Source organism: Acidovorax sp. 100 (assembly GCF_003688355.1).
Taxonomy (GTDB): domain Bacteria; phylum Pseudomonadota; class Gammaproteobacteria; order Burkholderiales; family Burkholderiaceae_C; genus Acidovorax; species Acidovorax delafieldii.
On the sequence record NZ_REFD01000001.1, the window covers coordinates 850,753 to 869,176 of the forward strand.

The window sequence follows — 18,424 nt, forward strand, 5'->3', positions numbered from 1 at the left end:
CGCAGGCAGTGTCAGAGTTTGATCCAGTCCGATGCCGCGACCATTTTTTGCGCCTTCATATCGGCGCGGTACACACGGCCCACGGGGATCGAATTCCCGCTGATGGTGATCGGCACGCCGATCAGCCCGCCGGTGTCGAAGTCCTTGATGGAGTTGAGCGCGGCCTTCAGGTTGGGGCCTGTGAGGGGCTTGCCCGCATCCAGCGTGCGCTTGGCTGCCTCGGTGAACAGCATCGCGGCCAGGAAGCCCTGGATGTAGGCCGTGCTCTGGTACTCGGGCCGCAGCGCGCGGATCTTCTCCAGCATCGGCGCCTTCTCGGTGTCGTAGTAGTAGCGGTAGGGCATCACACCCATGAAGCCGTCGGCGGCGTCGCCCATCTTCATGACGGTGGAGCTGTCCATGGTCCAGAAGGTGCCCATCCACTTGCTGGTCATGCCCTGCTGTTTGCCCTGGGTGATGAACTCAGGGATGGGCGCGAGGATGTAGCCGTGAAAGATGGTGTAGTCGGGAGCCGCGCGGCGCAACTTGATGACCTCGGTGGACACATCCACGCTGCCGGCGGGCGTCATGATCTTGATGGGCACCGACAGGCCCAACTGCTTGGCCATGGCTTCGCTGGACTCGATGGGGTCGCGGCCGAATTCCGAATCGGAGTACACGAAGGCCACCTTGGCACCTGGCTTTTCCTTGGCGATGTGCTTGAGCAGGATGCCGAACATTTCGGTGTAGTCGGGGCCCACAAGGAACTGGTTGGGGTACTTCTTGGGGTCGTTGAGTTCGGTGGCAAACGACGCGCCCGCCATCAGGATGTTGCCGTTGCGGTCCAGCTCGGGATTGATGGTCTTGGAGAAGCCCGTGGAGTCGCCGTAGTACAGGTTGACCTTGTTCTGGCTGGTGATCTTCTTGAACGCAGCCACCGACACATCGACCTTGTAGCCCGTGTCCTCGGGCACGTACTTGACCTTGCGGCCCTTGATGCCACCCGCGTCGTTGAGCATCTTCACGTAGTCGCCCATGCCCGCGTTGATGCCCACGCCCGCAAACGCGAACACGCCGGTGAGCGGGATGGAGCCGCCGATCACGATCTCTTCAGCGCCTTGGGCCAGCACCGACAGCGGGCTGGTGAGGGCGGCGGCGCCAGCGGCTGCCAGTAGGGTGCGACGGCGTGGGGAGGTGGGGGTGGGCTGCATGCGTGTCTCCTTGGGGGTTAGTTTCTGAAAGGCCAGAGATGGAAGAAACGACGGACGCGCCGCCACACTTCGGCCAGGCCATGGGGCTCGAAGACGAGAAAACCGATGATGAGCAGGCCAAAGATGACCGTGCGCACGGGCGAGAGGAACACGGTGAGTTCGCTGCCGCCGGGCATCAGGTCCACCACGAGCTTGAGCAGCTCGGGCACCATGGTCATGAACACCGCGCCCAGGATGCCGCCCAGGATGGAGCCCATGCCGCCGACGATGATGGCCGCGAGGAAGAAGATGGACATGAGCAGAGGAAAGCTCTCGGGCGTGACCACGCGAAAGAAATACGCCCACAGGCCCCCGGCCACGCCCGCATAGAACGACGACAGCCCAAACGACAGCAGCTTGTAGCGCAGCAGCGGTATGCCCAGCACCTCGGCCGAGATGTCGCGGTCGCGAATCGCGATGAAGGCACGGCCCACGCGCGTGCGAAACAGGTTGGCCGCGCCCAGGAGCATGAGGATGGTGACTGGCACGATGAGCCAGTACAGCCTGAACGAGGTGTCGAGCGCCATGCCGAACAGCTTGGCGGGCGGCACGCTCAGGCCACCGGTGCCGCCGGTGAACTTCCAGTTGGCAAAGATGAAGTGCGCGATGAACGATGCGGCAATGGTGGCAATCGCCAGGTACAGCCCTTTCACGCGCAGCGAAGGAATGCCCACCACGATGCCGCCCAGCATGGCGACAAAGCCACCTGCCAGCAGGTTGAGCACAAAGGGCGTGCCCACCTTGGTTTCCAGCACGGCCACCGTGTAAGCCCCCAGGCCCATGAAGGCCGCCTGCCCCAGGCTGACGAGGCCCGTGTAGCCTGTGAGGATGTTGAGCCCCGTGGCACTGGCCACATTGATGCTGACCAGGCAGGCCAGGTAGAGCCAGTAGTCGCTGGCCATGAAGGGGAAAAGCACCAGCAGCGCAGCGCCCACGGCCAGCCACACTTTTTGCGTGCGCGAGTCGAACAGCGCCGCGTCGGCGATGTAGGTTTCCTTGAGGGTTCCGATGCGCATCAGAGTCTCTCTATCTCATGGGTGCCGAACAGGCCGTACGGCCGCACCAGCAGCACCGCCACCAGCACGATGAAGGTGGCCAGCAGCTTGTATTCGCCACCTAGGTAGGCCCCGGCCAGCGCCTCGATCAGGCCGATGAGGATGCCGCCGACGAGCGCGCCCAGCACACTGTCGAGCCCGCCCACGATGACCACCACCAGCACCGACAGACCGAACACGCCCATGCTGGACGAGATGCCGCCAATCGAGCCAACGATGATCCCGGAGATGGCAGCCAGCATGGCCGAGGCCACCCAGGCCAGCGAGAACACGCGCGGCACGTTGATGCCCACCGAGTACGCGGCGGCCTGGTCGCTGGCCGTGGCGCGCAAGGCCACGCCGCCGCGCCAGAAGCGGAACACCACCAGCACTGCCGCGATGAACACGATGGCGATCACGGCGCCCCAGAACACCTTGGGTGCGAGGAATGCATCCCCCACCATGATGGGCTGCGTGGGCATGAAGTCGGGCAGGCGGCGCTGGTCGGCCGTCCAGATCATCTCGACCAGGCCCACGAGCACCGAGGCCAGGCCCACGGTGACCATGAAGACCGAGATCGGCGGTTCGCCCAGCAGCGGGCGGATCATGGTGCGCTCGATCACCGCGCCCAGCAGGCCCGTGCCCAGCACGGCGGCGGGGATGGCCAGCCACAGCGGCAGCGCAAACATTGATGCAAAGGTGAAGAACAGGTACGCGCCCACCATCAGCAGCTCGCCAATGGCAATGTTGACCACGCGCGTGGCCTTGTAGACCATGACGAAAGCCAGTGCGGCCAGTGCGTAGAGCCCGCCACCGGCGATGCCGGTGAGGCTGATCTCAAACAGGTAGGCCCAGTCGAAGTTGCCGGTCATGCGGTGGTCACCCCCTGCAGCTTGGCACGCAGGTCGCCCACGTCGCCTGCGCCCAGGTAGGCGCGGATGACCTCGGGGTCCGCCTGCACCTGTGCGGGCGTGCCCTGCGCGATGACCTGGCCGAAGTTGAGCACCACCACGTGGTCCGACAGGTCCATCACCATGCCCATGTCGTGTTCGACCATCAGCACCGTCACGCCCCACTCCTCGCGCACGTCAAGGATGAAGCGCGCCATGTCTTCGGTCTCTTCGCGGTTCATGCCGGCCACGGGTTCGTCCAGCATCAGGATCTGCGGCTGCATGGCGAGGGCCCGGGCCATCTCTACGCGCTTTTGCAGGCCGTAGGGCAGGGCCGAGACGGGTGCGTGGCGGATGTGGTCGATTTCGAGGAAGTCGATGATGCGCTCCTCGATGTCGCGGCGCAGTTCGGCCTCTTCGCGGCGCGCGCGGCCGAAGTACAGCAGCGCGTCGAGCACGTTGGTTTTGAGGTGCGCGTGGCGGCCCAGCTTGATGTTGTCGAGCACCGTCATGCCGCGAAACAGCGCGATGTTCTGAAAGCTGCGGCCCAGGCCCAGCTTGGCGCGCTGGGGCGCGGGCACGCGGGTGATGTCCTGCCCCTGAAAGCGGATCGAGCCCTGGCTGGGCCGGTAAAAGCCCGAGATGGTGTTGAACAGCGAGGTCTTGCCCGCGCCGTTGGGGCCGATGACGGCGGTGATGGAGCCCGGCTGCACATCAAACCCCACACCGGTCAGCGCCTTGACGCCACCAAACGCCAGGGTCACGCCCTGCACCTGGAGCAGGGGCGTGGCAGCAAAGGGGCCGGAAGGGGTTGTCTCCATTGGCTTTCTAATACGGGTTGTTCGCAGCTTCTGACAGAAATTTCTCTGGAACCCTGCAGAAATTTCCTACTTGTGCGTAAACTGTTTACTCGTGAGTAGATTCTGGAAGCCGCCACCCCATTCAGCATCCGTACTTTCCCGAGGAATCGCCACCCATGCCCCAGGCCAAAGCGGCATCGACCCGACGTAGCAGCAAAAGCAGCACGAGCGGCAGCAGCCCCCAGCGCGCGGCCCCCAAGCCCTCATCCTCAGCCCCGGCCCCCGGGCCCGAAGACGCGCCCGACGCCGCTTCGCCCTGGGCCCCTGTGTCGCACCGCGAACGACAGCGTGAGGCCAAGCGCAACGCCGTGCTGCAGGCGGCGGCCCAGCTGTTCAACGAGCGCGGCTTTCACGCCACCTCGCTCGACGACATCGCTGCGCGCCTGAACGTGACCAAGCCCACGCTGTACTACTACGTGAAGAACAAGGACGAGATCCTGTTGCAGTGCGTGGGCAAGGGGCTGGCGATGATGCTCGAAGGCATCGACGCATCCCGCGCCGCAGGCGGCAAGGCCATCGACCAGCTCATGACCTGCATGCAGGTGTATGCGCGCATCGTCACCATGGACTTCGGCATGTGCCTGATCCGCGTGGGCGACGAGCAGGTGCCCCCCGAAAGCCGCAAGGAGCTGCGCCGCCTCAAGTCCGCCATCGACCAGGAGTTCCGCCGCCTGGTGGCCGAGGGCGTGGCCGAGGGCTCGATCCAGCCCTGCGACCCCAAGATCACGGCCTTTGTGATTGCGGGCGCCTTGAGCTGGATCGGCCGCTGGTACCAGCCCGGCGGCGAGTACACGGCCGAGCAGGTCGCGCAGCAGTGCATTGCGACTTTGTGTGACGGTGTGCTGCGGCGGCCTGCCCAGGCTGCTGTGCCGGAGGTGGGGCCTGTCCCTGCCGCCCAGCGCAAGGTGGGGGGTGCCAAGGCCAAGACCCCGGCGCGGTCCGGCAAGGCCTGATGCTTTCCAGGGGCTAGTATCTCAAGGTTTTTTGCCCTCTTCCGCGCGATGGGTATGTCTCTATAGCTATTTATTTGATAGCGTTTTGCAGGGCGTTGCGTTTGCATCCCTGATGCTTGTGCACCCGTCTAAGTTGAGCTTGTAACAACCTCACGTGGTACTTGGCGTGTGCAGTGTGAGTTGTGTTTGTCGGCATATGGATGTTGGCTTTCTTCAGCAAAGCATTGGCAATTTGCTGCACCTTGGTTTGCAGCCGCGCCAGGGCGGGCTCGGTGCGTAGTAGGGCTAGCTGGGTGTTGAGCAGCATGGCGTCAAAGCGCTTGGCGTCTTCGTCGTCATCGCGTACTGCGGTGGGCAGGCCGGAAAGGTGGGTGGATACCTCAGTCAGCTGCTCGGGGCTGGGTCGCTTCCACGCATCCGGCCCAGCCCAGGCCTCTACCCAGCGGCGCCGGGGACGCACCAGTTGCTGAAAGCGCGGCTCAAACAAAAACGCTGACAAATCCGCCTTGTACGGCATGCGCAGGCAGCCACTCCGGCCCCCTTCTGCCTAGTGGAGCCAGGCCACCGCCAGTTCCAGCGTGCGGCGGGCGTAGAAGCAGGCTGTGCGCGGGTCGACATGGGCAGCGGCCTCGGCACGGCGGGCTTCGGCCAACAGGTCGGGCGAGTCGGGTTGTAGAAAGCTGAAGTTCGATGACAACGTGCTCATGCACCTCTCCCAGTGCATTGACTTTGTTTGATTGGTATTTGATCGGAGACGCTTTCCGGTCAAAGGAACCAAGAAAAGTCTTTGGCTGATAAAAGGTTACCGAGCACCCTCGATTTGACTGGCAGTTGATCGTTGCGTGTTGAACCTTGGTTTGTCCCGATGTCTCCCTCATGAATGAGGGAGACATCGGCTACCCACCAGCTTTCTCAACGGCTTGCGCAATCAGCGGTGCCATTTTTCGCAAGCCCTCCAGATTCAGCTCGCCAGCTAAAAACAACTGGTACCACGACTGCCGCCAGCGAATGACGCGCTCACCATCGCGTAGCTTCAGCTTTTTCAGCGTGAACTCCGCTTTGGCGCGGTGGCTGGCCGGTACGGCGTTGGTCACACGCATTTGCAGGGATGGCAACTCGATTTCGAACCAGCCAGCGCCCACCTCATAAGGGTCGAGCACGGTGTCGTCCAACGTGCGCTTGGAGGAGTTGAGCGTGCCGGAGGCAAACCGGTAGTTATCCCACGCGTAGGCTTTGTCGGGGTGGTTTTTGTAGCTTAGGTAGTGGTCTACCGTGCCGCCGGTCGGGTCGTGCATGGCCGCGTAGCCGCACAGGCCTGCAAAGCCGTCACTGAGGTCCTTTGTGTACGGTAGCCAAAGGGCTTTGGGGCGCTTGGCATGGGGGCTGGCTTTGAGCCATTGGTTGCCAGGCGTCTGCACCTCGGCATCAAACCGTTTGGGCTTCTTTACTTTGGCGACCGGAATCATGGCTTGGCCTTGGGCTTCTTTTTGCTGCGGGTGGCCTTGGGTGCTTCGGTGCTCTGGGCCCGCTTGCGTGCTGCGGTCTGGGTGTTCAGCTGCGTGTTCACAATCCAGCGTGGCCAGAACACGTCGCCCGCAGGCAGCAGCTTTTGCAAGCGTGCATGAATGGCGGCTTTGGTGCCAAGCCCTTTGGGCAAATGGCCTTCACCGCGCATGAAGGCCTCTGCCGCTTCAATGGCCTCTTCGGCCTCTTTAGAGCGCGCCTGCTCTAGGCCAAAGGTTTCTGACACCAGCCAGTTCGTCACGTCCCCTTGCACCGCCCAGCCACCTTGCTCAATGGCAACAGCGCCGTTGTGCAGTGAAAGGTGCACCAAATCATCTTGTGACTCTTCAAAGATTGGCTCGACAGAAGCCGCCACCAGGGGCGAATGCGTGGCCACCAACACCTGTGGCAAGGTGCTGGCCTGGCCGCGCAGTTCATCCACCGCCTTGAACAGACTGGGCAACACCGTGCGCTGCCAGCGGGGGTGCAGGTGGGTTTCGGGCTCGTCAAACAGAATGACGAAACGATCCTCCGGCTTCTTGCCTAGCAGCTTGGCCGCCACGGCATGCTCGTGCCAGGCCCACACCAAAAAGTACACCAGCGCCAAAATGCGCCTCACCCCCGCCGATGCTAGAGCAACAGGTACGGTCTGGTTGCCCGCCAGCAGGGTGGGGCGGTCACGCCCCTCGCCGATGAACACGCGTTGCGGTGGCCCCGCCCGCAGGGGCTCTTGCAGGGGCGACATGACCTCCAGCACCTTGGCCAGGGCGGTGAATTGTGGCTTGCGGCCTTCCTGCCAGTTCACCCAATCGCGCTCCAGCCCTTCGCACACCCGCTGGCCGTTCACTTCCAACCCGTTCCACACTTCGTCGGCCTTGAAGTGATACGCCGCAGGGCGGTTGGGGTCGGTACGCCAATAGTTGCGCGCGGGGTCCCACACCGAGAAGCCCCCATCGATGCGGATGTAGACCACGATGCCCGGCATCACGGGCCGGGCGGCGGGCAGCGTCCAACTGGCGTCGGGGCGGTGAAACACTGACTGCACTTCGGTGACCCTGGAGGTCTTGCCCTGCACCCCGTAGGTGATCGTGGCCTTTTTGGTGCCTGTGGGCAGGGCCACTGCTCCCGCCCAGGTGCGGGTGAGAGCCCACCAAGCCAAGTCCAGCAAAAAGCTCTTGCCCAGCCCGTTATCGCCTGCGATGAGGTTCAAACGGTCTGCCCATTCCACCTGGACATCCGGGGCCAGCCCGACGTGGTTCAAATGCAGGTACTTCAGCATAGGTGTGGTGTTGTGAAGAGATTGGTGGGGCAGACTTTACAACTGCCTCGCAAACGCCTGCTGCTGCAGCGAGGCAAACGGCGCATCCAGCGCAGCCAGGGCGCGGCGGTGGGTGGCTTGGCGATGCCGCCGGACCAGAAGGCGTTCCAGACTTGATCGACTTTGTTGCGCAGGTCACCGGTGAGCATGGAGGGCAGGCAGTAGCAGGCTGTTAGAAAGCCTGAGAGTCTGCCATGTGGGGCTTGCCGCGGAGATGTGGGCCGTGCAGTGGGCAGAAGTTTTGAGGTTTTTTTTGGCCTCCACCGCGCGATGGATAAGCCTTGGTAGCTATTTGTTTGATAGCGTCTTGCGCGGTGCCATGCTGCGGGGATCGCTGTGCCCCGCTGCCAGGTCGTCCAGGATTGGGCAGTCCGGCCGGTCGTTGCCCTGGCAGCAGGACACCAGCGTTTGCAGGCTGCGCTGCATGGCCTGCATCTGGGCGATGCGTTCGCTCAGGTCGTCGATATGCTGCTGCGCGATGCGCTTGACCTGGCTGCTGGCGCGGCTGCGGTCGTGCCACAGGCCCAGCAGCTCGGCGATTTCTTCCATCGAAAAGCCCAGGTCGCGGCTGCGGCGGATGAAGTGCAGGGCGTGCACGTCGGCCTCGGTGTACTGGCGGTAGCCGCTGTCGGTGCGCGCCACGCCGTTGATGAGGCCCAGCGATTCGTAGTGCCGCACCATGCGCGCCGAGATGCCTGCGCGCTTGGCAGCGACGCCGATGGGCACGGGCCAGGCGATGGGGCGGGGTGCTGTGGCCTTGGCGCGCGTGGTCGGCGCGGCATCGGGGGAATGGGGCGTGGTCATGGTGTGGCCCTCGCTGGGTGCGTGGTGGCGCGGCGCTCAGGCCGCGACGGTGTAGCCTTCTTCGGCAATGGCGGCGGCCAGGGCTTCGCGGGGGGCGGTGCTGTCCACGTCCACCTTGCCGCTGGCGCGGTCGATGCGCACCTGGGCATTGGGGTCTACCTGCTGCACGGCCTGGGTGACGGCGCGTTCGCAGTGGCCGCAGGTCATGCCCTGCACTTGGAAAGTCGTGGTGGTGGTTGCCATGGGGTGTCCTTGTTGGGTTTGGAAATGTGGCCGTGGATGCGACCGAAGCGAATGTTGAAGCTTGACATCGTGGCAGAGTCAAACGCCGTTCAAGACACTCATGATGTGAGGGTTGATCAATATCAATGCTTGACCTTGCCATCACGTCAAGGATCAGCATCCCGGCCATGAACACCATCACCACCCCCCCAACACCGCGCCCGGGTCTGTGCACTCGCTGGACCTGGGCATTTCTGGCATGACCTGCGCAAGCTGCGTGGGCCGTGTGGAGCGCGCGCTGCGCAAGGTGCCGGGCGTGCAGGAGGCCTCGGTCAATCTGGCGACCGAGTCTGCGCGCATTGCCTTTGTCACGCAGGTGGGCGCTGACGCCGCGGCCATGGAGGCGGTCCTGCGCCGCGCGGTGCGCAATGCGGGCTACGAGCCGCGTGCGGCGGGGCAGGAGGATGCTCCGGAGGAATTGTCGCCCTGGGCCGGCTTTATGCCCGTGGGCATTGGCCTGCTGCTGTCGGCGCCGCTGGTGCTGCCGATGATCGGCGACCTGTTCGGCCAGCACTGGATGCTGCCCGCCTGGGTGCAGTTTGTGCTGGCCACGCCGGTGCAGTTCATTCTGGGGGCGCGGTTTTACAAGGCGGGCTGGCATGCGGCCAAGGCGCTGAGCGGCAACATGGACTTGCTGGTGGCGCTGGGCACCAGCGCGGGTTGGGGCCTGTCGATGTGGCTGTGGCTCACGGCGCCCACGGACCACCCGGGGCATGTGCCGCATCTGTACTTTGAGGCCTCGGCCGTGGTGGTCACGCTGGTGCTGCTGGGCAAGTGGCTGGAGGCGCGCGCCAAGCGCCAGACCACGGCGGCCATCCGTGCGCTGCATGCGCTGCGGCCGGATGTGGTGCATTTGCTGACTAAGCAGGGCGAGGTGGATGTGCCGGTGTCCGAGGTACTGGTGGGCGACCGGCTGGTGGTGCGGCCGGGTGAACGCATCCCGGTGGATGGCACGGTGCATGAGGGCCACACGCAGGTGGACGAATCGATGTTGACGGGCGAGCCCTTGCCGGTGGCCCGCGATGTGGGTGCAGCGCTCACGGGCGGTTCGATCAACGGCGATGGCCGCATCGTGATGGCGGTGACGGCCGTGGGCGCCGAGACGGTGCTGGCCCAGATCATCCGGCTGGTGGAAGACGCGCAGGCAGCCAAGGCGCCCATCCAGCGGCTGGTGGACCAGGTGTCGGCTATTTTTGTGCCGGTGGTGCTGGTGGTGGCGCTGGTGACCCTGGCGGGCTGGCTGGCCATGGGCGCGGGGCTGGAGGCGGCGCTGATCCACGCCGTGGCCGTGATGGTGATTGCCTGCCCCTGTGCGCTGGGGCTGGCCACGCCCGCGGCCATCATGGCGGGCACGGGCGTGGCGGCCAAAAACGGCATCCTGATCAAGGACGTGCAGGCGCTGGAGCTGGCGCACAAGGTGGACACGGTGGCCTTTGACAAGACCGGCACGCTGACCGTGGGCCAGCCCCGGCTCACGGCGTTTGAGGTGGTGCCCGGCCTGGATGACAGCGCGGTGATGGCGGCGGTGGCCGCTGTGCAAAGTGGCAGCGAACACCCACTGGCGCGCGCAGTGGTGGCGGCTGCGGGCGAGCGGCAGATCAACGTGGCCACCGCGCAGGACGTGCGCGCCGTGCCTGGGCGCGGCACCGAGGGCGAGGTGGACGGCCAGAGCTACCTGGTGGGCAGCCTGCGCTGGATGCAGGAGCTGGGGGTGGGCCTGGGCCCGCTGTCAGACCGCGCGGAGGCGTTGCAGCGCGAAGGCGCCACCGTGTCCGCCGTGGCCCAGCGGGTCACGGAAGGGTTGGCGCTGCGGGCATTGATGGCCTTTGGCGACGAGCCCAAGCCGGGCGCGCGCGAAGCTTTGGCGGCGCTCAAGGCGCGCGGCATTCGCACCGTGATGGTGTCGGGCGACAACCGGGGCGCGGCCGAGGCCATGGCCCGGCGCCTGGGGCTGGACCCGGCCGCGGGCGAGGTGATGGCCGAGGTGCTGCCGGGCGACAAGGCCGCCAAGGTGGCTGCGTTGCAACAGGGCACCGATGGCAAGCACCATCATGTGGCGATGGTGGGCGACGGCGTTAACGATGCCCCCGCGCTGGCGGCAGCGGATGTGGGCATGGCCATGGGCAACGGGACTGATGTGGCCATGCACGCAGCGGGCATCACGCTGATGCGCGGCGACCCGATGCTGGTGGCGGCGGCGCTGGACATTTCGCACCGCACGGTGATGAAGATCCGCCAGAACCTGTTCTGGGCGTTTGCATACAACGTGGCGGGCATTCCGCTGGCGGCGCTGGGTTACCTGAACCCAGTGGTGGCGGGCGCGGCCATGGCGCTGAGCTCGGTCAGCGTGATGGCGAATGCCCTCTTACTCAAGCGGTGGCGCATGTGATAAATACGTACAGCACGGTCATCGATGTCTGGCAAACTGCAACGATTTGTTGCGAATCCGTCGCCTCGGGGGAGGTGCGGCGACCGCATTGGCATAGCTATATCAAGGACGACAGATCATGAATCTCTTCTCGCTCATGCGGCAGTTCACCATACGTTTGCGCATGTTGGGTGCCATTGGCGTGGTACTGGGCCTGCTGGGGCTGCTGGGGGGCGCGGGCATGCTGGGCATGTTCCGCATCCACAACATGAGCCAGGACTTCATGGACCACTCGTTCGCCGAGGTGGGTTACATGGCCGAGCTGCGGGGCGAAATGGGTGCCATCCGCCAGTTCGAGAAGGACATGATCATTGGCTACGAGAAGCCCGAAGCCGTGAAGGCCGCGTATGCCAAGTGGGTGGAGAGCCAGGACAAGGCCAAGAAGATTGCCAACAAGTTCCTGGAAGGTGAGGAGGACTCTGACAACCCGGTGGTGCGCAACATCGTCAAGCGCCTGGACAGCTATCGCGAGCTGTTTGCGCACGTGGCGCGCCAGCTGGAGGCGGGTGGCTATGACACCGCCACCATTGCCAACCGCATGAGCGGCAAGGCCGTGGCGGAGTTTGCCGAGGCCGACAAGCTGATGGCCGAGCTGGACTCGGTGCTGCGCGCGGAGGTGGCCAAGTCCGTGGCGCAGCAGAGCGAAGTGTCCAACCAGACCAAGTGGCTGTTTGTGCTGGCGGTGCTGATCACCGTCGTGGTAGTGGTGCCCACCACGCTCATGAACATGAACTCCATTTGCAAGCCGCTGGAAGACGCACGCAAGATGGCCCAGGCGATTGCGGGCGGCGACCTGTCGCAGCACATTGCTGCCGAGGGCAAGGACGAAGTGGCCGATTTGCAGCGCGCGCTGCGCGACATGCAGCAGGGCCTGAGTGCGCTGGTGGCGCAGGTGCGAGATGCCAGCGGCAACATCGCCACGGCCAGCCAGGAGATCGCCACAGGCAACCAGGACCTGTCGCAGCGCACCGAGCAGACGGCCAGCAACGCGCAGGAGGCCGTGTCGTCGCTGTCGCAGCTCACGTCCACGGTGCAGCAGACGGCATCGTCGTCGCAGATGGCGAACCAGCTGGCCGCGTCGGCCTCGCAGATGGCGACACAGGGTGGTGGCGTGGTGCAGCAGGCCGTGGCCAGCATGCACGAGATTTCGACATCGAGCCGCAAGATCGGCGACATCATCGGCCTGATCGACTCCATTGCCTTCCAGACCAACATCCTGGCGCTGAACGCTGCGGTGGAAGCCGCCCGTGCGGGCGAGCAGGGCCGGGGCTTTGCCGTGGTGGCCAGCGAGGTGCGCAGCCTGGCGCAGCGCAGCGCAGCGGCGGCCAGCGATATCAAGGGCCTGATCCAGAGCAGCGTGACGGCCGTGGACGGCGGCGTGCGCCATGTGGAAGAAGCTGGCACGGCCATGAAGGACATCGTGAGCAGCGTGCAGCGCGTGGGCGACATCATTGGCGAGATCACGGCGGCTGCGTCCGAGCAGTCGGCTGGCATCGGCCAGGTGAACAGTTCGGTGGGCGAGATCGACCGCATGACGCAGCAGAACGCGGCGCTGGTGGAAGAATCCGCCGCCGCTGCCGAGTCGCTGCGCGAGCAGGCCGCGCGCCTGTCGCACGTGGTGCAGCAGTTCCGCCTGGCCGAATCGGCCGCCGGCTACGGCCACGGCGGTGCCGTGGCCGCACCGTATGCAGGGCCGCAAACCCAGGTGCTGGCAACAGGCGCCGCGCAGGCGCGCCTGACGCACTGACCGCACTGGCCTTTTCTTCCGATGAGCCCCGCAGGCCTGGTCTGCGGGGCTTTTTTGTGGGCAGAGCTGCCCGGCAGTTTATTGACCTGCGTCATGGGCGCACCCGTGCGCGCGTGGCACCCTTGGGGCCTTGTTGAACCTGGGGAGTGCGCCATGCCGTCGATCAGTCTGCGAACCATTCGCGAAGAGCATGCGTCGCTTGCGGCGGTGCTGCACTCGCTGCGCCTGATGCTGGACCAGGGCCCGGGCGACGAGCCCGCCGCGTTCTTTGACGTGATGCGGGCGATGCTGTTCTACATCGACGAGTTTCCCGAGCGCCAGCACCACCCCAAGGAGTCGCAGTGGCTGTTCCCCAGGGTGGCTGAGCGCTCACCCCAGGCGGCCGAGGCCATCGCCCAGCTGGAGCGTGACCATGAGGGCGGCGAGGCCGCCGTGCGCGAACTGCAGCACCTGCTGCTGGGCTGGGAGCTGATGGGCGACGCGCGCCGCGAGGCGTTTGCGCTGGCGCTGGAGCGCTACATCCGCTTTTACCTGGAGCACATGCGCCTGGAAGAAACCGTGGTGCTGCCCGCCGCCCAGGAGACTCTGCAGCCGGGCGACTGGACTGCCATCGACGCAGCTTTTGCCAGCAACACCAACCCGCTGGCCCCGGGCAAGCCGCGCGACGCGGCCTATGACCGGCTCTTCACCCGCATCGTCATGCGGGCGCCCAGTCCGATCGGGCTCGGCTCACCCTCCTGACCGACTGCGCCGCTTGGTGCTGACTGCGGCAGGCGATCGCTGGCTCGTGCAGCGGCAGCTGCAACCGGTGCGGCCCCATGGGGCCGTTCCGGCGCGGTGCGGACTCAGGCGCTGAGCGCCGGGTAGTCCGTGTACCCCTCGGCCCCGCCGCCGTACAGCGTGGCGCGGTTCACCTCGTTGAGCGGTGCGTTGGCTTTCAGGCGCGCTACCAGGTCGGGGTTGGCGATGAAGGGGCGGCCAAAGGCCACGATGTCGGCGCCCTTGGCCAGGGCGGCATCGGCCAGCTCGCGGGTGTAGGCGTTGTTGACCATCCACGCACCCTTGCCGCCCGCTGCACGGTAGGCGGCCTTGAGCGCGGCGTAGTCGAAGGGGCGGCCTTCCACCTCGCGCGGGCCGCCGGTGGCGCCTTCGATGACGTGGATGTAGGCCAGGCCCAGCGGGCCCAGGTGGCGCACCACGTGGTCGAACAGGGGTTGTGGGTCGGCGTCCACGATGTCGTTGGCGGGCGTGACGGGCGACAGGCGGATGCCGGTGCGGCCACCGCCGATTTCCTCGACGATGGCACGGGTCACTTCGAGCAGCAGACGGGCGCGGTTGGCGATGCTGCCGCCGTAGTCGTCGGTGCGTTGGTTGGCACCGGTCTTGAGGAACTGGTCGATCAGGTAGCCGTTGGCCGCGTGGATTTCCACACCGTCAAAACCCGACGCAATGGCGTTGCGCGCGGCGTGGCGGTAGTCCTGCACGATGCCGGGGATCTCTTCGGCGTCGAGTGCGCGGGGCATGGAGGTGGGGGTGAAGGTGGGCACGCCGTCCTTGATGAGCACGGTCTTGGTGTTGGCCTGCACGGCCGAGGGTGCGACGGGTGCGGCGTTGCCCGGCTGCAGGTCGGTGTGCGAGACACGGCCCACATGCCACAGCTGCACCACGATCTTGCCGCCGGCGTCGTGCACGGCGCGGGTGACCTTCTTCCAACCGTCCAGCTGCTCGGTGCCGTACAGGCCGGGCACATCGGCATAGCCCTGGGCTTGCGGGCTGATGGCCGTGGCCTCGGAAATGATGAGGCCGGCACTGGCGCGCTGCGCGTAGTAGGTGGCGACCAGGTCGGTGGGGATGGCCTCGGGCGAGCGGTTGCGCGTGAGCGGCGCCATGGCGATGCGGTTGGCCAGCTGGAGGTCGCCCGCGCGGGTGGGTTCAAACAATGAGGTCATGGTGAGTGGTCCTGAAAAGCTCAGTGCAAAAAAAGCAGCAAAGAGCCTGTTGACGATCTCCCAGGGGTCGCGCAGCGGTCTTTGCGGGAGGGGATGCAAGGCGCGGCGCAGTGGATAGCCCCGCTATCCACAAGCGCCGCAACGCCGCAGACCGCCCGCAAAGGCCACTGCCCGAAGGGTTGGAGCGAAATCGGGTGATTGGACGCCCCAGCTGCTTGCATGGGCATGAGCCCATGCGGCGCATCCGAAGCATCCACTCATCCCGATTGCGCTCCAACGCGATCCCCTGCGAGATCGCCAACAGGCTCTTGGAGCTTAATGCTGCAGCGCAAAACGTGCAGCGCACTGGCGTCAACAAGGGCTCCGGTTTTGTGTTAGCCCCGTGCTGTCCCGGCGGGGCAAGCGGCGCGGGTGCTGTTGCATGAGAATGGACCGCCATGCCTTCGCCACCGTCCTTCGCACCGCTTTCCATCTCCCCGTTGCACAGCCTGTGGCTCGCCGTGGCCCTGTCGATGGGCGCCGCCATTTCGCTGGGCATCACGCGGTTTGCCTATGCCCTGTTGCTGCCGCCCATGCGCGAAGACCTGGGCTGGTCGTACACGCTGGCCGGGGGCATGAACACGGCCAACGCGCTGGGCTATCTGCTGGGCGCTCTGGCCACACCCTGGCTGTTGCGGCGCGCGGCGCCCGGGGCAGTGCTGCTGGCGGGTGCGGTGATGGCCACGGTGTTCATGGGTCTGAGCGGCTTTTTCACACAGGCAGCGCCCTTGCTGGTGCAGCGCCTGCTGGCCGGCGGGGCCAGTGCGCTGGTGTTCATTGCCGGGGGCTTGCTCGCGGCGCGGCTGGGTGCCCAGGTGCCGGGGCGCAGCGGCTTGCTGCTGGGCCTGTACTACGGCGGCACGGGCTGGGGCATCAGCCTATCGGCTTTGCTGGTGCCAGCCGTGCTGGGTGTGGCGCCCGCGCCGCATGGCTGGACCTGGGCCTGGTGGGCCTTGGCGTTGGCCTGTGTGGTGGCTACGGTTGCATTGCTGTGGCCGGCGCGGGTGTTGAGCGGGCTGGCTGCACCTGTGGTAGCTGCATCCGGGAGCAAACCGGGGGCTGTGGCGCCCGACCGCGTGCGCTGGCGGGCCTTGGCCCCTGCGCTGCTGGGTTACGGCCTGTTTGGCGTGGGTTATATCGGCTACATGACCTTTGTGGTGGCGCTGCTGCGCGAGCAGGGCCGGGGTGCGGGCGAGGTGACGCTGTTCTACGCCCTGCTGGGGCTGGCCGTGGTGCTGTCGTCGCGCATCTGGGCCGGGCTGCTGGACCGCAGCCGGGGCGGAGAGGCCCTTGCGCGGCTCAATGCGCTGCTGGGCGTGGCCACGATCCTGCCCGCCATCACGGGCGCCTGGCCCGTGGTGCTGGCCTCGGGGCTGTTGTTTGGCGGGGTGTTCCTGTCGGTGGTGGCCTCGACCACGGCGCTGGTGCGGCACAACCTGCCGCAGGCGCTGTGGGCCAGCGGCATCAGCGCGTTCACCATCGTGTTTGCGGCCGGGCAGATCGTGGGGCCCACGGTGGTGGGCTGGATTGCCGATGGCGCTGGAGGCCTCGCGCGCGGGCTGGTGTTCTCAGCCTGCGCGTTGTGGGTGGGGGCGCTGGTGGCTTGGAGGCAGAAGCCGCTGTAGCGCATCTGGAGTTTTGGCTGCGCGTCGAGCTGCGCGCTCCCAATCGATACTGGCGGGGCCTAGGCCAGGAACGCCGAGCAAGGGCCGCCCCGCAGCGATGGCGTTGTCCCCCTGCCCGCGTAGCGAGAGCGGGGGGAAGGCGCGCAGCCCCTCAGGGGGGTGTCCCTATTTCAGCAGGCCTTCTGCCTTCATCGCCGCTTGCACCGCAGGCCGCGCACCCACGCGTTCACGGTAGGCCGCCAGGTTGGCCAGGCCGGAGATGTCGAGCTTGGTGGGCTGGGTCCAGTTGGTCACGGTGAACAGGTAGCCGTCGGCCACGGTGAACTGGTCGCCCATCAGGTACTGCTTGCCGGCGAGCTGGCCATCCACCCACTGCAGGCGTTGCAGCAGGCGCTCGCGCACCATGGGCTTGTATTCCTCGGGGGTGGCGGGGTTGAACAGGGGGCTGAAGCCCTTGTGCAGCTCGGTGCCGATGAAGGTCAGCCACTCTTGCAGGCGGTAGCGCGCCAGGGTGCCGTTGGCAGGGGCGAGCTGCTTGTCGGGCACCTGGTCGGCGATGTATTGCACGATGGCCGGGCCTTCGCGCAGGCGGTCGCCGTTGTCCAGCTCCAGCACGGGCACGTAGCCCAGCGCATTGATGGTGTAGTAGTCGGTGCCGTCCTGCAGCTTGTGGCTCTTGGTGCTGGCCAGCACGGGGGTGTAGGCCAGGCCGGCCTCTTGCAAGGCGATGTGGGGGGACAGGGAGCAGGCGCCGGGGGAGTAGTAAAGCTTCATGGATCGGTCCTTGAAAACGGTCGGAAACCGCCGATCCTATGCGCTGCGCCGGATTCTTGCAGGCGCCGGGGCGCAACCCCGGCGCCCGCTGCGTGGTGCAGCGGGGAGGGGTCGCGTCAGCTGTCGTATCCAGGCAGGTCGCGCTGCACCTTGCGCAGCAGCGCGGGCCAGGCAAAAGCGCCGCCCAGGCCGCCGGTCTGCACGCGCATGGCCTGGGCCACGCCTCTCACGATCTGCGGGTTCACCTGCGTCAGTTCGCCGCCGGCCTGCGCGTCGATCTGGATGCGGCAGGTGTTCTCGAAGGTATACATGGACAGGAAGGCGTCGGCAATGGTCTTGCCCACGGTGAGCAGCCCGTGGTTGCGCAGCATGAGGAAGTTGGCTTCGCCCAGGTCGGCCTGCAGGCGCGGCTTTTCTTCGTCGCGGAAGGCCACGCCTTCGTACTCGTGGTACGCCAGCGAGCCCAGCACAAAGGTGCTTTGCTGGCTGATGGGCAGCACGCCGCCCTTTTGCGCGCTCACTGCCACGCCGGCGCGTGTGTGGGTGTGCAGCACGCAGCCCGCCTCGGGCCGGGCCTCGTGCACGGCGCTGTGGATCACGAACCCGGCAGGGTTCACAGGGAAGGGCGAGTCGTGCAGCTTGTTGCACAGCATGTCCACCTTGATCAGGCTCGACGCCGTGATCTCGTCGAACATGAGGCCGTAGGGATTGATGAGAAAGTGGTGCTCGCCCGCACCCGACACCGATTCGGGCAGCTTGGCGCTGATGTGGGTGAAGACCAGGTCGCTCCAGCCGTACAGCGCGACGAGCCGGTAGCAGGCGGCCAGGTCGCAGCGCAGCTGCCATTCTTCTGGGCTGACGCTGCCTTGCAGCGAGGGGATGTTGAGCATGGGTGGTGTCTCCGCTTTTTGTAGAGGTGGGAAACGCCACTGTAGGGCGGTCTTGCCCGAGGGTCTGTCAGGCAGGCTACACCTGACGCACAACGGACG

Annotated in this window: 19 protein-coding genes; 5 read left to right on the forward strand and 14 right to left on the reverse strand. The window is 65.9% G+C overall.

Annotated features, from left to right (window positions below):
* Positions 1-11: 11 nt before the first annotated feature.
* The 4 genes from C8C96_RS03995 to C8C96_RS04010 are packed head-to-tail and all read right to left on the reverse strand — an operon-like array spanning position 12 to position 3,974.
* Positions 12-1,190 carry an ABC transporter substrate-binding protein gene (locus C8C96_RS03995; RefSeq protein ID WP_121941506.1) on the reverse strand — a complete coding sequence of 393 codons (1,179 nt, stop codon included), beginning with the start codon at positions 1,188-1,190 and terminating at the stop codon, positions 12-14.
* A gap of 17 nt (positions 1,191-1,207) precedes the next feature.
* Positions 1,208-2,245 (reverse strand): branched-chain amino acid ABC transporter permease, encoded by a 1,038-nt coding sequence (locus tag C8C96_RS04000; protein ID WP_056056930.1) that lies wholly within the window; start codon positions 2,243-2,245, stop codon positions 1,208-1,210.
* Positions 2,245-3,135, reverse strand: coding sequence for a branched-chain amino acid ABC transporter permease (locus C8C96_RS04005; protein WP_056056932.1), 891 nt, complete (start codon positions 3,133-3,135; stop codon positions 2,245-2,247). Before C8C96_RS04005 ends, C8C96_RS04000 begins: the two co-directional genes overlap by 1 nt.
* Positions 3,132-3,974: an ABC transporter ATP-binding protein gene (locus C8C96_RS04010; RefSeq protein WP_121941507.1), complete on the reverse strand. Its 843-nt coding sequence runs from the start codon at positions 3,972-3,974 to the stop codon at positions 3,132-3,134. Before C8C96_RS04010 ends, C8C96_RS04005 begins: the two co-directional genes overlap by 4 nt.
* Positions 3,975-4,129: 155 nt before the next feature.
* Here C8C96_RS04010 and C8C96_RS04015 point away from each other — a divergent pair, with 155 nt between their 5' ends.
* Entirely contained in the window at positions 4,130-4,966 is an 837-nt protein-coding gene (locus C8C96_RS04015; RefSeq protein WP_121941508.1) for a TetR/AcrR family transcriptional regulator, read from the forward strand.
* Positions 4,967-5,036: 70 nt separating this feature from the next.
* On the opposite strand, the gene C8C96_RS24980 is transcribed toward C8C96_RS04015, so the two are convergent.
* The 7 genes from C8C96_RS24980 to C8C96_RS04040 all read right to left on the reverse strand — a co-directional run bounded on the left by C8C96_RS24980 (position 5,037) and on the right by C8C96_RS04040 (position 8,834).
* Positions 5,037-5,483 (reverse strand): hypothetical protein, encoded by a 447-nt coding sequence (locus tag C8C96_RS24980; RefSeq protein WP_199737433.1) that lies wholly within the window; start codon positions 5,481-5,483, stop codon positions 5,037-5,039.
* Between the two features lie 30 nt (positions 5,484-5,513).
* Positions 5,514-5,672 carry a hypothetical protein gene (locus C8C96_RS24840; RefSeq protein WP_158605743.1) on the reverse strand — a complete coding sequence of 53 codons (159 nt, stop codon included), beginning with the start codon at positions 5,670-5,672 and terminating at the stop codon, positions 5,514-5,516.
* A 190-nt stretch (positions 5,673-5,862) separates the two neighbouring features.
* Complete coding sequence (locus C8C96_RS04025; RefSeq protein WP_121941509.1) at positions 5,863-6,432, reverse strand: hypothetical protein; 570 nt, start codon at positions 6,430-6,432, stop codon at positions 5,863-5,865.
* Positions 6,429-7,748 (reverse strand): AAA family ATPase, encoded by a 1,320-nt coding sequence (locus C8C96_RS04030; RefSeq protein ID WP_121941510.1) that lies wholly within the window; start codon positions 7,746-7,748, stop codon positions 6,429-6,431. Before C8C96_RS04030 ends, C8C96_RS04025 begins: the two co-directional genes overlap by 4 nt.
* On the reverse strand, positions 7,742-7,936 hold the full coding sequence (locus C8C96_RS24845) for a hypothetical protein (RefSeq protein ID WP_158605744.1): 195 nt from the start codon (positions 7,934-7,936) through the stop codon (positions 7,742-7,744). Before C8C96_RS24845 ends, C8C96_RS04030 begins: the two co-directional genes overlap by 7 nt.
* Before the next feature lie 139 nt (positions 7,937-8,075).
* On the reverse strand, positions 8,076-8,591 hold the full coding sequence (gene cueR / locus C8C96_RS04035; protein WP_233584147.1) for a Cu(I)-responsive transcriptional regulator: 516 nt from the start codon (positions 8,589-8,591) through the stop codon (positions 8,076-8,078).
* A gap of 36 nt (positions 8,592-8,627) precedes the next feature.
* Positions 8,628-8,834, reverse strand: coding sequence for a heavy-metal-associated domain-containing protein (locus C8C96_RS04040; RefSeq protein WP_056742486.1), 207 nt, complete (start codon positions 8,832-8,834; stop codon positions 8,628-8,630).
* A gap of 238 nt (positions 8,835-9,072) precedes the next feature.
* Here C8C96_RS04040 and C8C96_RS04045 point away from each other — a divergent pair, with 238 nt between their 5' ends.
* The 3 genes from C8C96_RS04045 (at position 9,073) to C8C96_RS04055 (ending at position 13,789) form a co-directional block, all read left to right on the forward strand.
* On the forward strand, positions 9,073-11,262 hold the full coding sequence (locus C8C96_RS04045; RefSeq protein WP_233584308.1) for a cation-translocating P-type ATPase: 2,190 nt from the start codon (positions 9,073-9,075) through the stop codon (positions 11,260-11,262).
* A gap of 118 nt (positions 11,263-11,380) precedes the next feature.
* Entirely contained in the window at positions 11,381-13,048 is a 1,668-nt protein-coding gene (locus tag C8C96_RS04050; RefSeq protein ID WP_121941512.1) for a methyl-accepting chemotaxis protein, read from the forward strand.
* Between the two features lie 153 nt (positions 13,049-13,201).
* Positions 13,202-13,789, forward strand: coding sequence for a hemerythrin domain-containing protein (locus C8C96_RS04055; protein WP_056056944.1), 588 nt, complete (start codon positions 13,202-13,204; stop codon positions 13,787-13,789).
* Positions 13,790-13,893: 104 nt separating this feature from the next.
* On the opposite strand, the gene C8C96_RS04060 is transcribed toward C8C96_RS04055, so the two are convergent.
* Positions 13,894-14,997 (reverse strand): alkene reductase, encoded by a 1,104-nt coding sequence (locus C8C96_RS04060; RefSeq protein ID WP_099731640.1) that lies wholly within the window; start codon positions 14,995-14,997, stop codon positions 13,894-13,896.
* 437 nt (positions 14,998-15,434) lie between these two features.
* Between C8C96_RS04060 and C8C96_RS04070 the strand changes: the two genes are divergently transcribed.
* On the forward strand, positions 15,435-16,661 hold the full coding sequence (locus C8C96_RS04070; protein WP_121941513.1) for a YbfB/YjiJ family MFS transporter: 1,227 nt from the start codon (positions 15,435-15,437) through the stop codon (positions 16,659-16,661).
* Between the two features lie 165 nt (positions 16,662-16,826).
* Here C8C96_RS04070 and gstA read toward each other — a convergent pair whose 3' ends face one another.
* Positions 16,827-17,435 (reverse strand): glutathione transferase GstA, encoded by a 609-nt coding sequence (gstA, locus tag C8C96_RS04075; RefSeq protein ID WP_121941514.1) that lies wholly within the window; start codon positions 17,433-17,435, stop codon positions 16,827-16,829.
* A gap of 116 nt (positions 17,436-17,551) precedes the next feature.
* Positions 17,552-18,325: a class II aldolase/adducin family protein gene (locus tag C8C96_RS04080; RefSeq protein ID WP_121941515.1), complete on the reverse strand. Its 774-nt coding sequence runs from the start codon at positions 18,323-18,325 to the stop codon at positions 17,552-17,554.
* Positions 18,326-18,424: the final 99 nt, after the last annotated feature.

Excerpts from the sequence above, each read along its gene's own strand:
- C8C96_RS04055 (WP_056056944.1), top strand. The coding sequence starts at position 13,202 with ATGCCGTCGATCAGTCTGCGAACCATTCGCGAAGAGCATGCGTCGCTT.
- C8C96_RS04040 (WP_056742486.1), bottom strand. The coding sequence starts at position 8,834 with ATGGCAACCACCACCACGACTTTCCAAGTGCAGGGCATGACCTGCGGC.
- C8C96_RS04050 (WP_121941512.1), top strand. The coding sequence starts at position 11,381 with ATGAATCTCTTCTCGCTCATGCGGCAGTTCACCATACGTTTGCGCATG.
- C8C96_RS24840 (WP_158605743.1), bottom strand. The coding sequence starts at position 5,672 with ATGAGCACGTTGTCATCGAACTTCAGCTTTCTACAACCCGACTCGCCC.
- C8C96_RS04015 (WP_121941508.1), top strand. The coding sequence starts at position 4,130 with ATGCCCCAGGCCAAAGCGGCATCGACCCGACGTAGCAGCAAAAGCAGC.
- C8C96_RS24845 (WP_158605744.1), bottom strand. The coding sequence starts at position 7,936 with ATGCTCACCGGTGACCTGCGCAACAAAGTCGATCAAGTCTGGAACGCC.
- gstA (WP_121941514.1), bottom strand. The coding sequence starts at position 17,435 with ATGAAGCTTTACTACTCCCCCGGCGCCTGCTCCCTGTCCCCCCACATC.
- C8C96_RS04080 (WP_121941515.1), bottom strand. The coding sequence starts at position 18,325 with ATGCTCAACATCCCCTCGCTGCAAGGCAGCGTCAGCCCAGAAGAATGG.
- C8C96_RS04070 (WP_121941513.1), top strand. The coding sequence starts at position 15,435 with ATGCCTTCGCCACCGTCCTTCGCACCGCTTTCCATCTCCCCGTTGCAC.
- C8C96_RS04005 (WP_056056932.1), bottom strand. The coding sequence starts at position 3,135 with ATGACCGGCAACTTCGACTGGGCCTACCTGTTTGAGATCAGCCTCACC.
- C8C96_RS04045 (WP_233584308.1), top strand. The coding sequence starts at position 9,073 with ATGACCTGCGCAAGCTGCGTGGGCCGTGTGGAGCGCGCGCTGCGCAAG.
- C8C96_RS24980 (WP_199737433.1), bottom strand. The coding sequence starts at position 5,483 with ATGCCGTACAAGGCGGATTTGTCAGCGTTTTTGTTTGAGCCGCGCTTT.
- C8C96_RS04025 (WP_121941509.1), bottom strand. The coding sequence starts at position 6,432 with ATGATTCCGGTCGCCAAAGTAAAGAAGCCCAAACGGTTTGATGCCGAG.
- C8C96_RS03995 (WP_121941506.1), bottom strand. The coding sequence starts at position 1,190 with ATGCAGCCCACCCCCACCTCCCCACGCCGTCGCACCCTACTGGCAGCC.
- C8C96_RS04000 (WP_056056930.1), bottom strand. The coding sequence starts at position 2,245 with ATGCGCATCGGAACCCTCAAGGAAACCTACATCGCCGACGCGGCGCTG.
- C8C96_RS04010 (WP_121941507.1), bottom strand. The coding sequence starts at position 3,974 with ATGGAGACAACCCCTTCCGGCCCCTTTGCTGCCACGCCCCTGCTCCAG.
- C8C96_RS04030 (WP_121941510.1), bottom strand. The coding sequence starts at position 7,748 with ATGCTGAAGTACCTGCATTTGAACCACGTCGGGCTGGCCCCGGATGTC.
- C8C96_RS04060 (WP_099731640.1), bottom strand. The coding sequence starts at position 14,997 with ATGACCTCATTGTTTGAACCCACCCGCGCGGGCGACCTCCAGCTGGCC.
- cueR (WP_233584147.1), bottom strand. The coding sequence starts at position 8,591 with ATGACCACGCCCCATTCCCCCGATGCCGCGCCGACCACGCGCGCCAAG.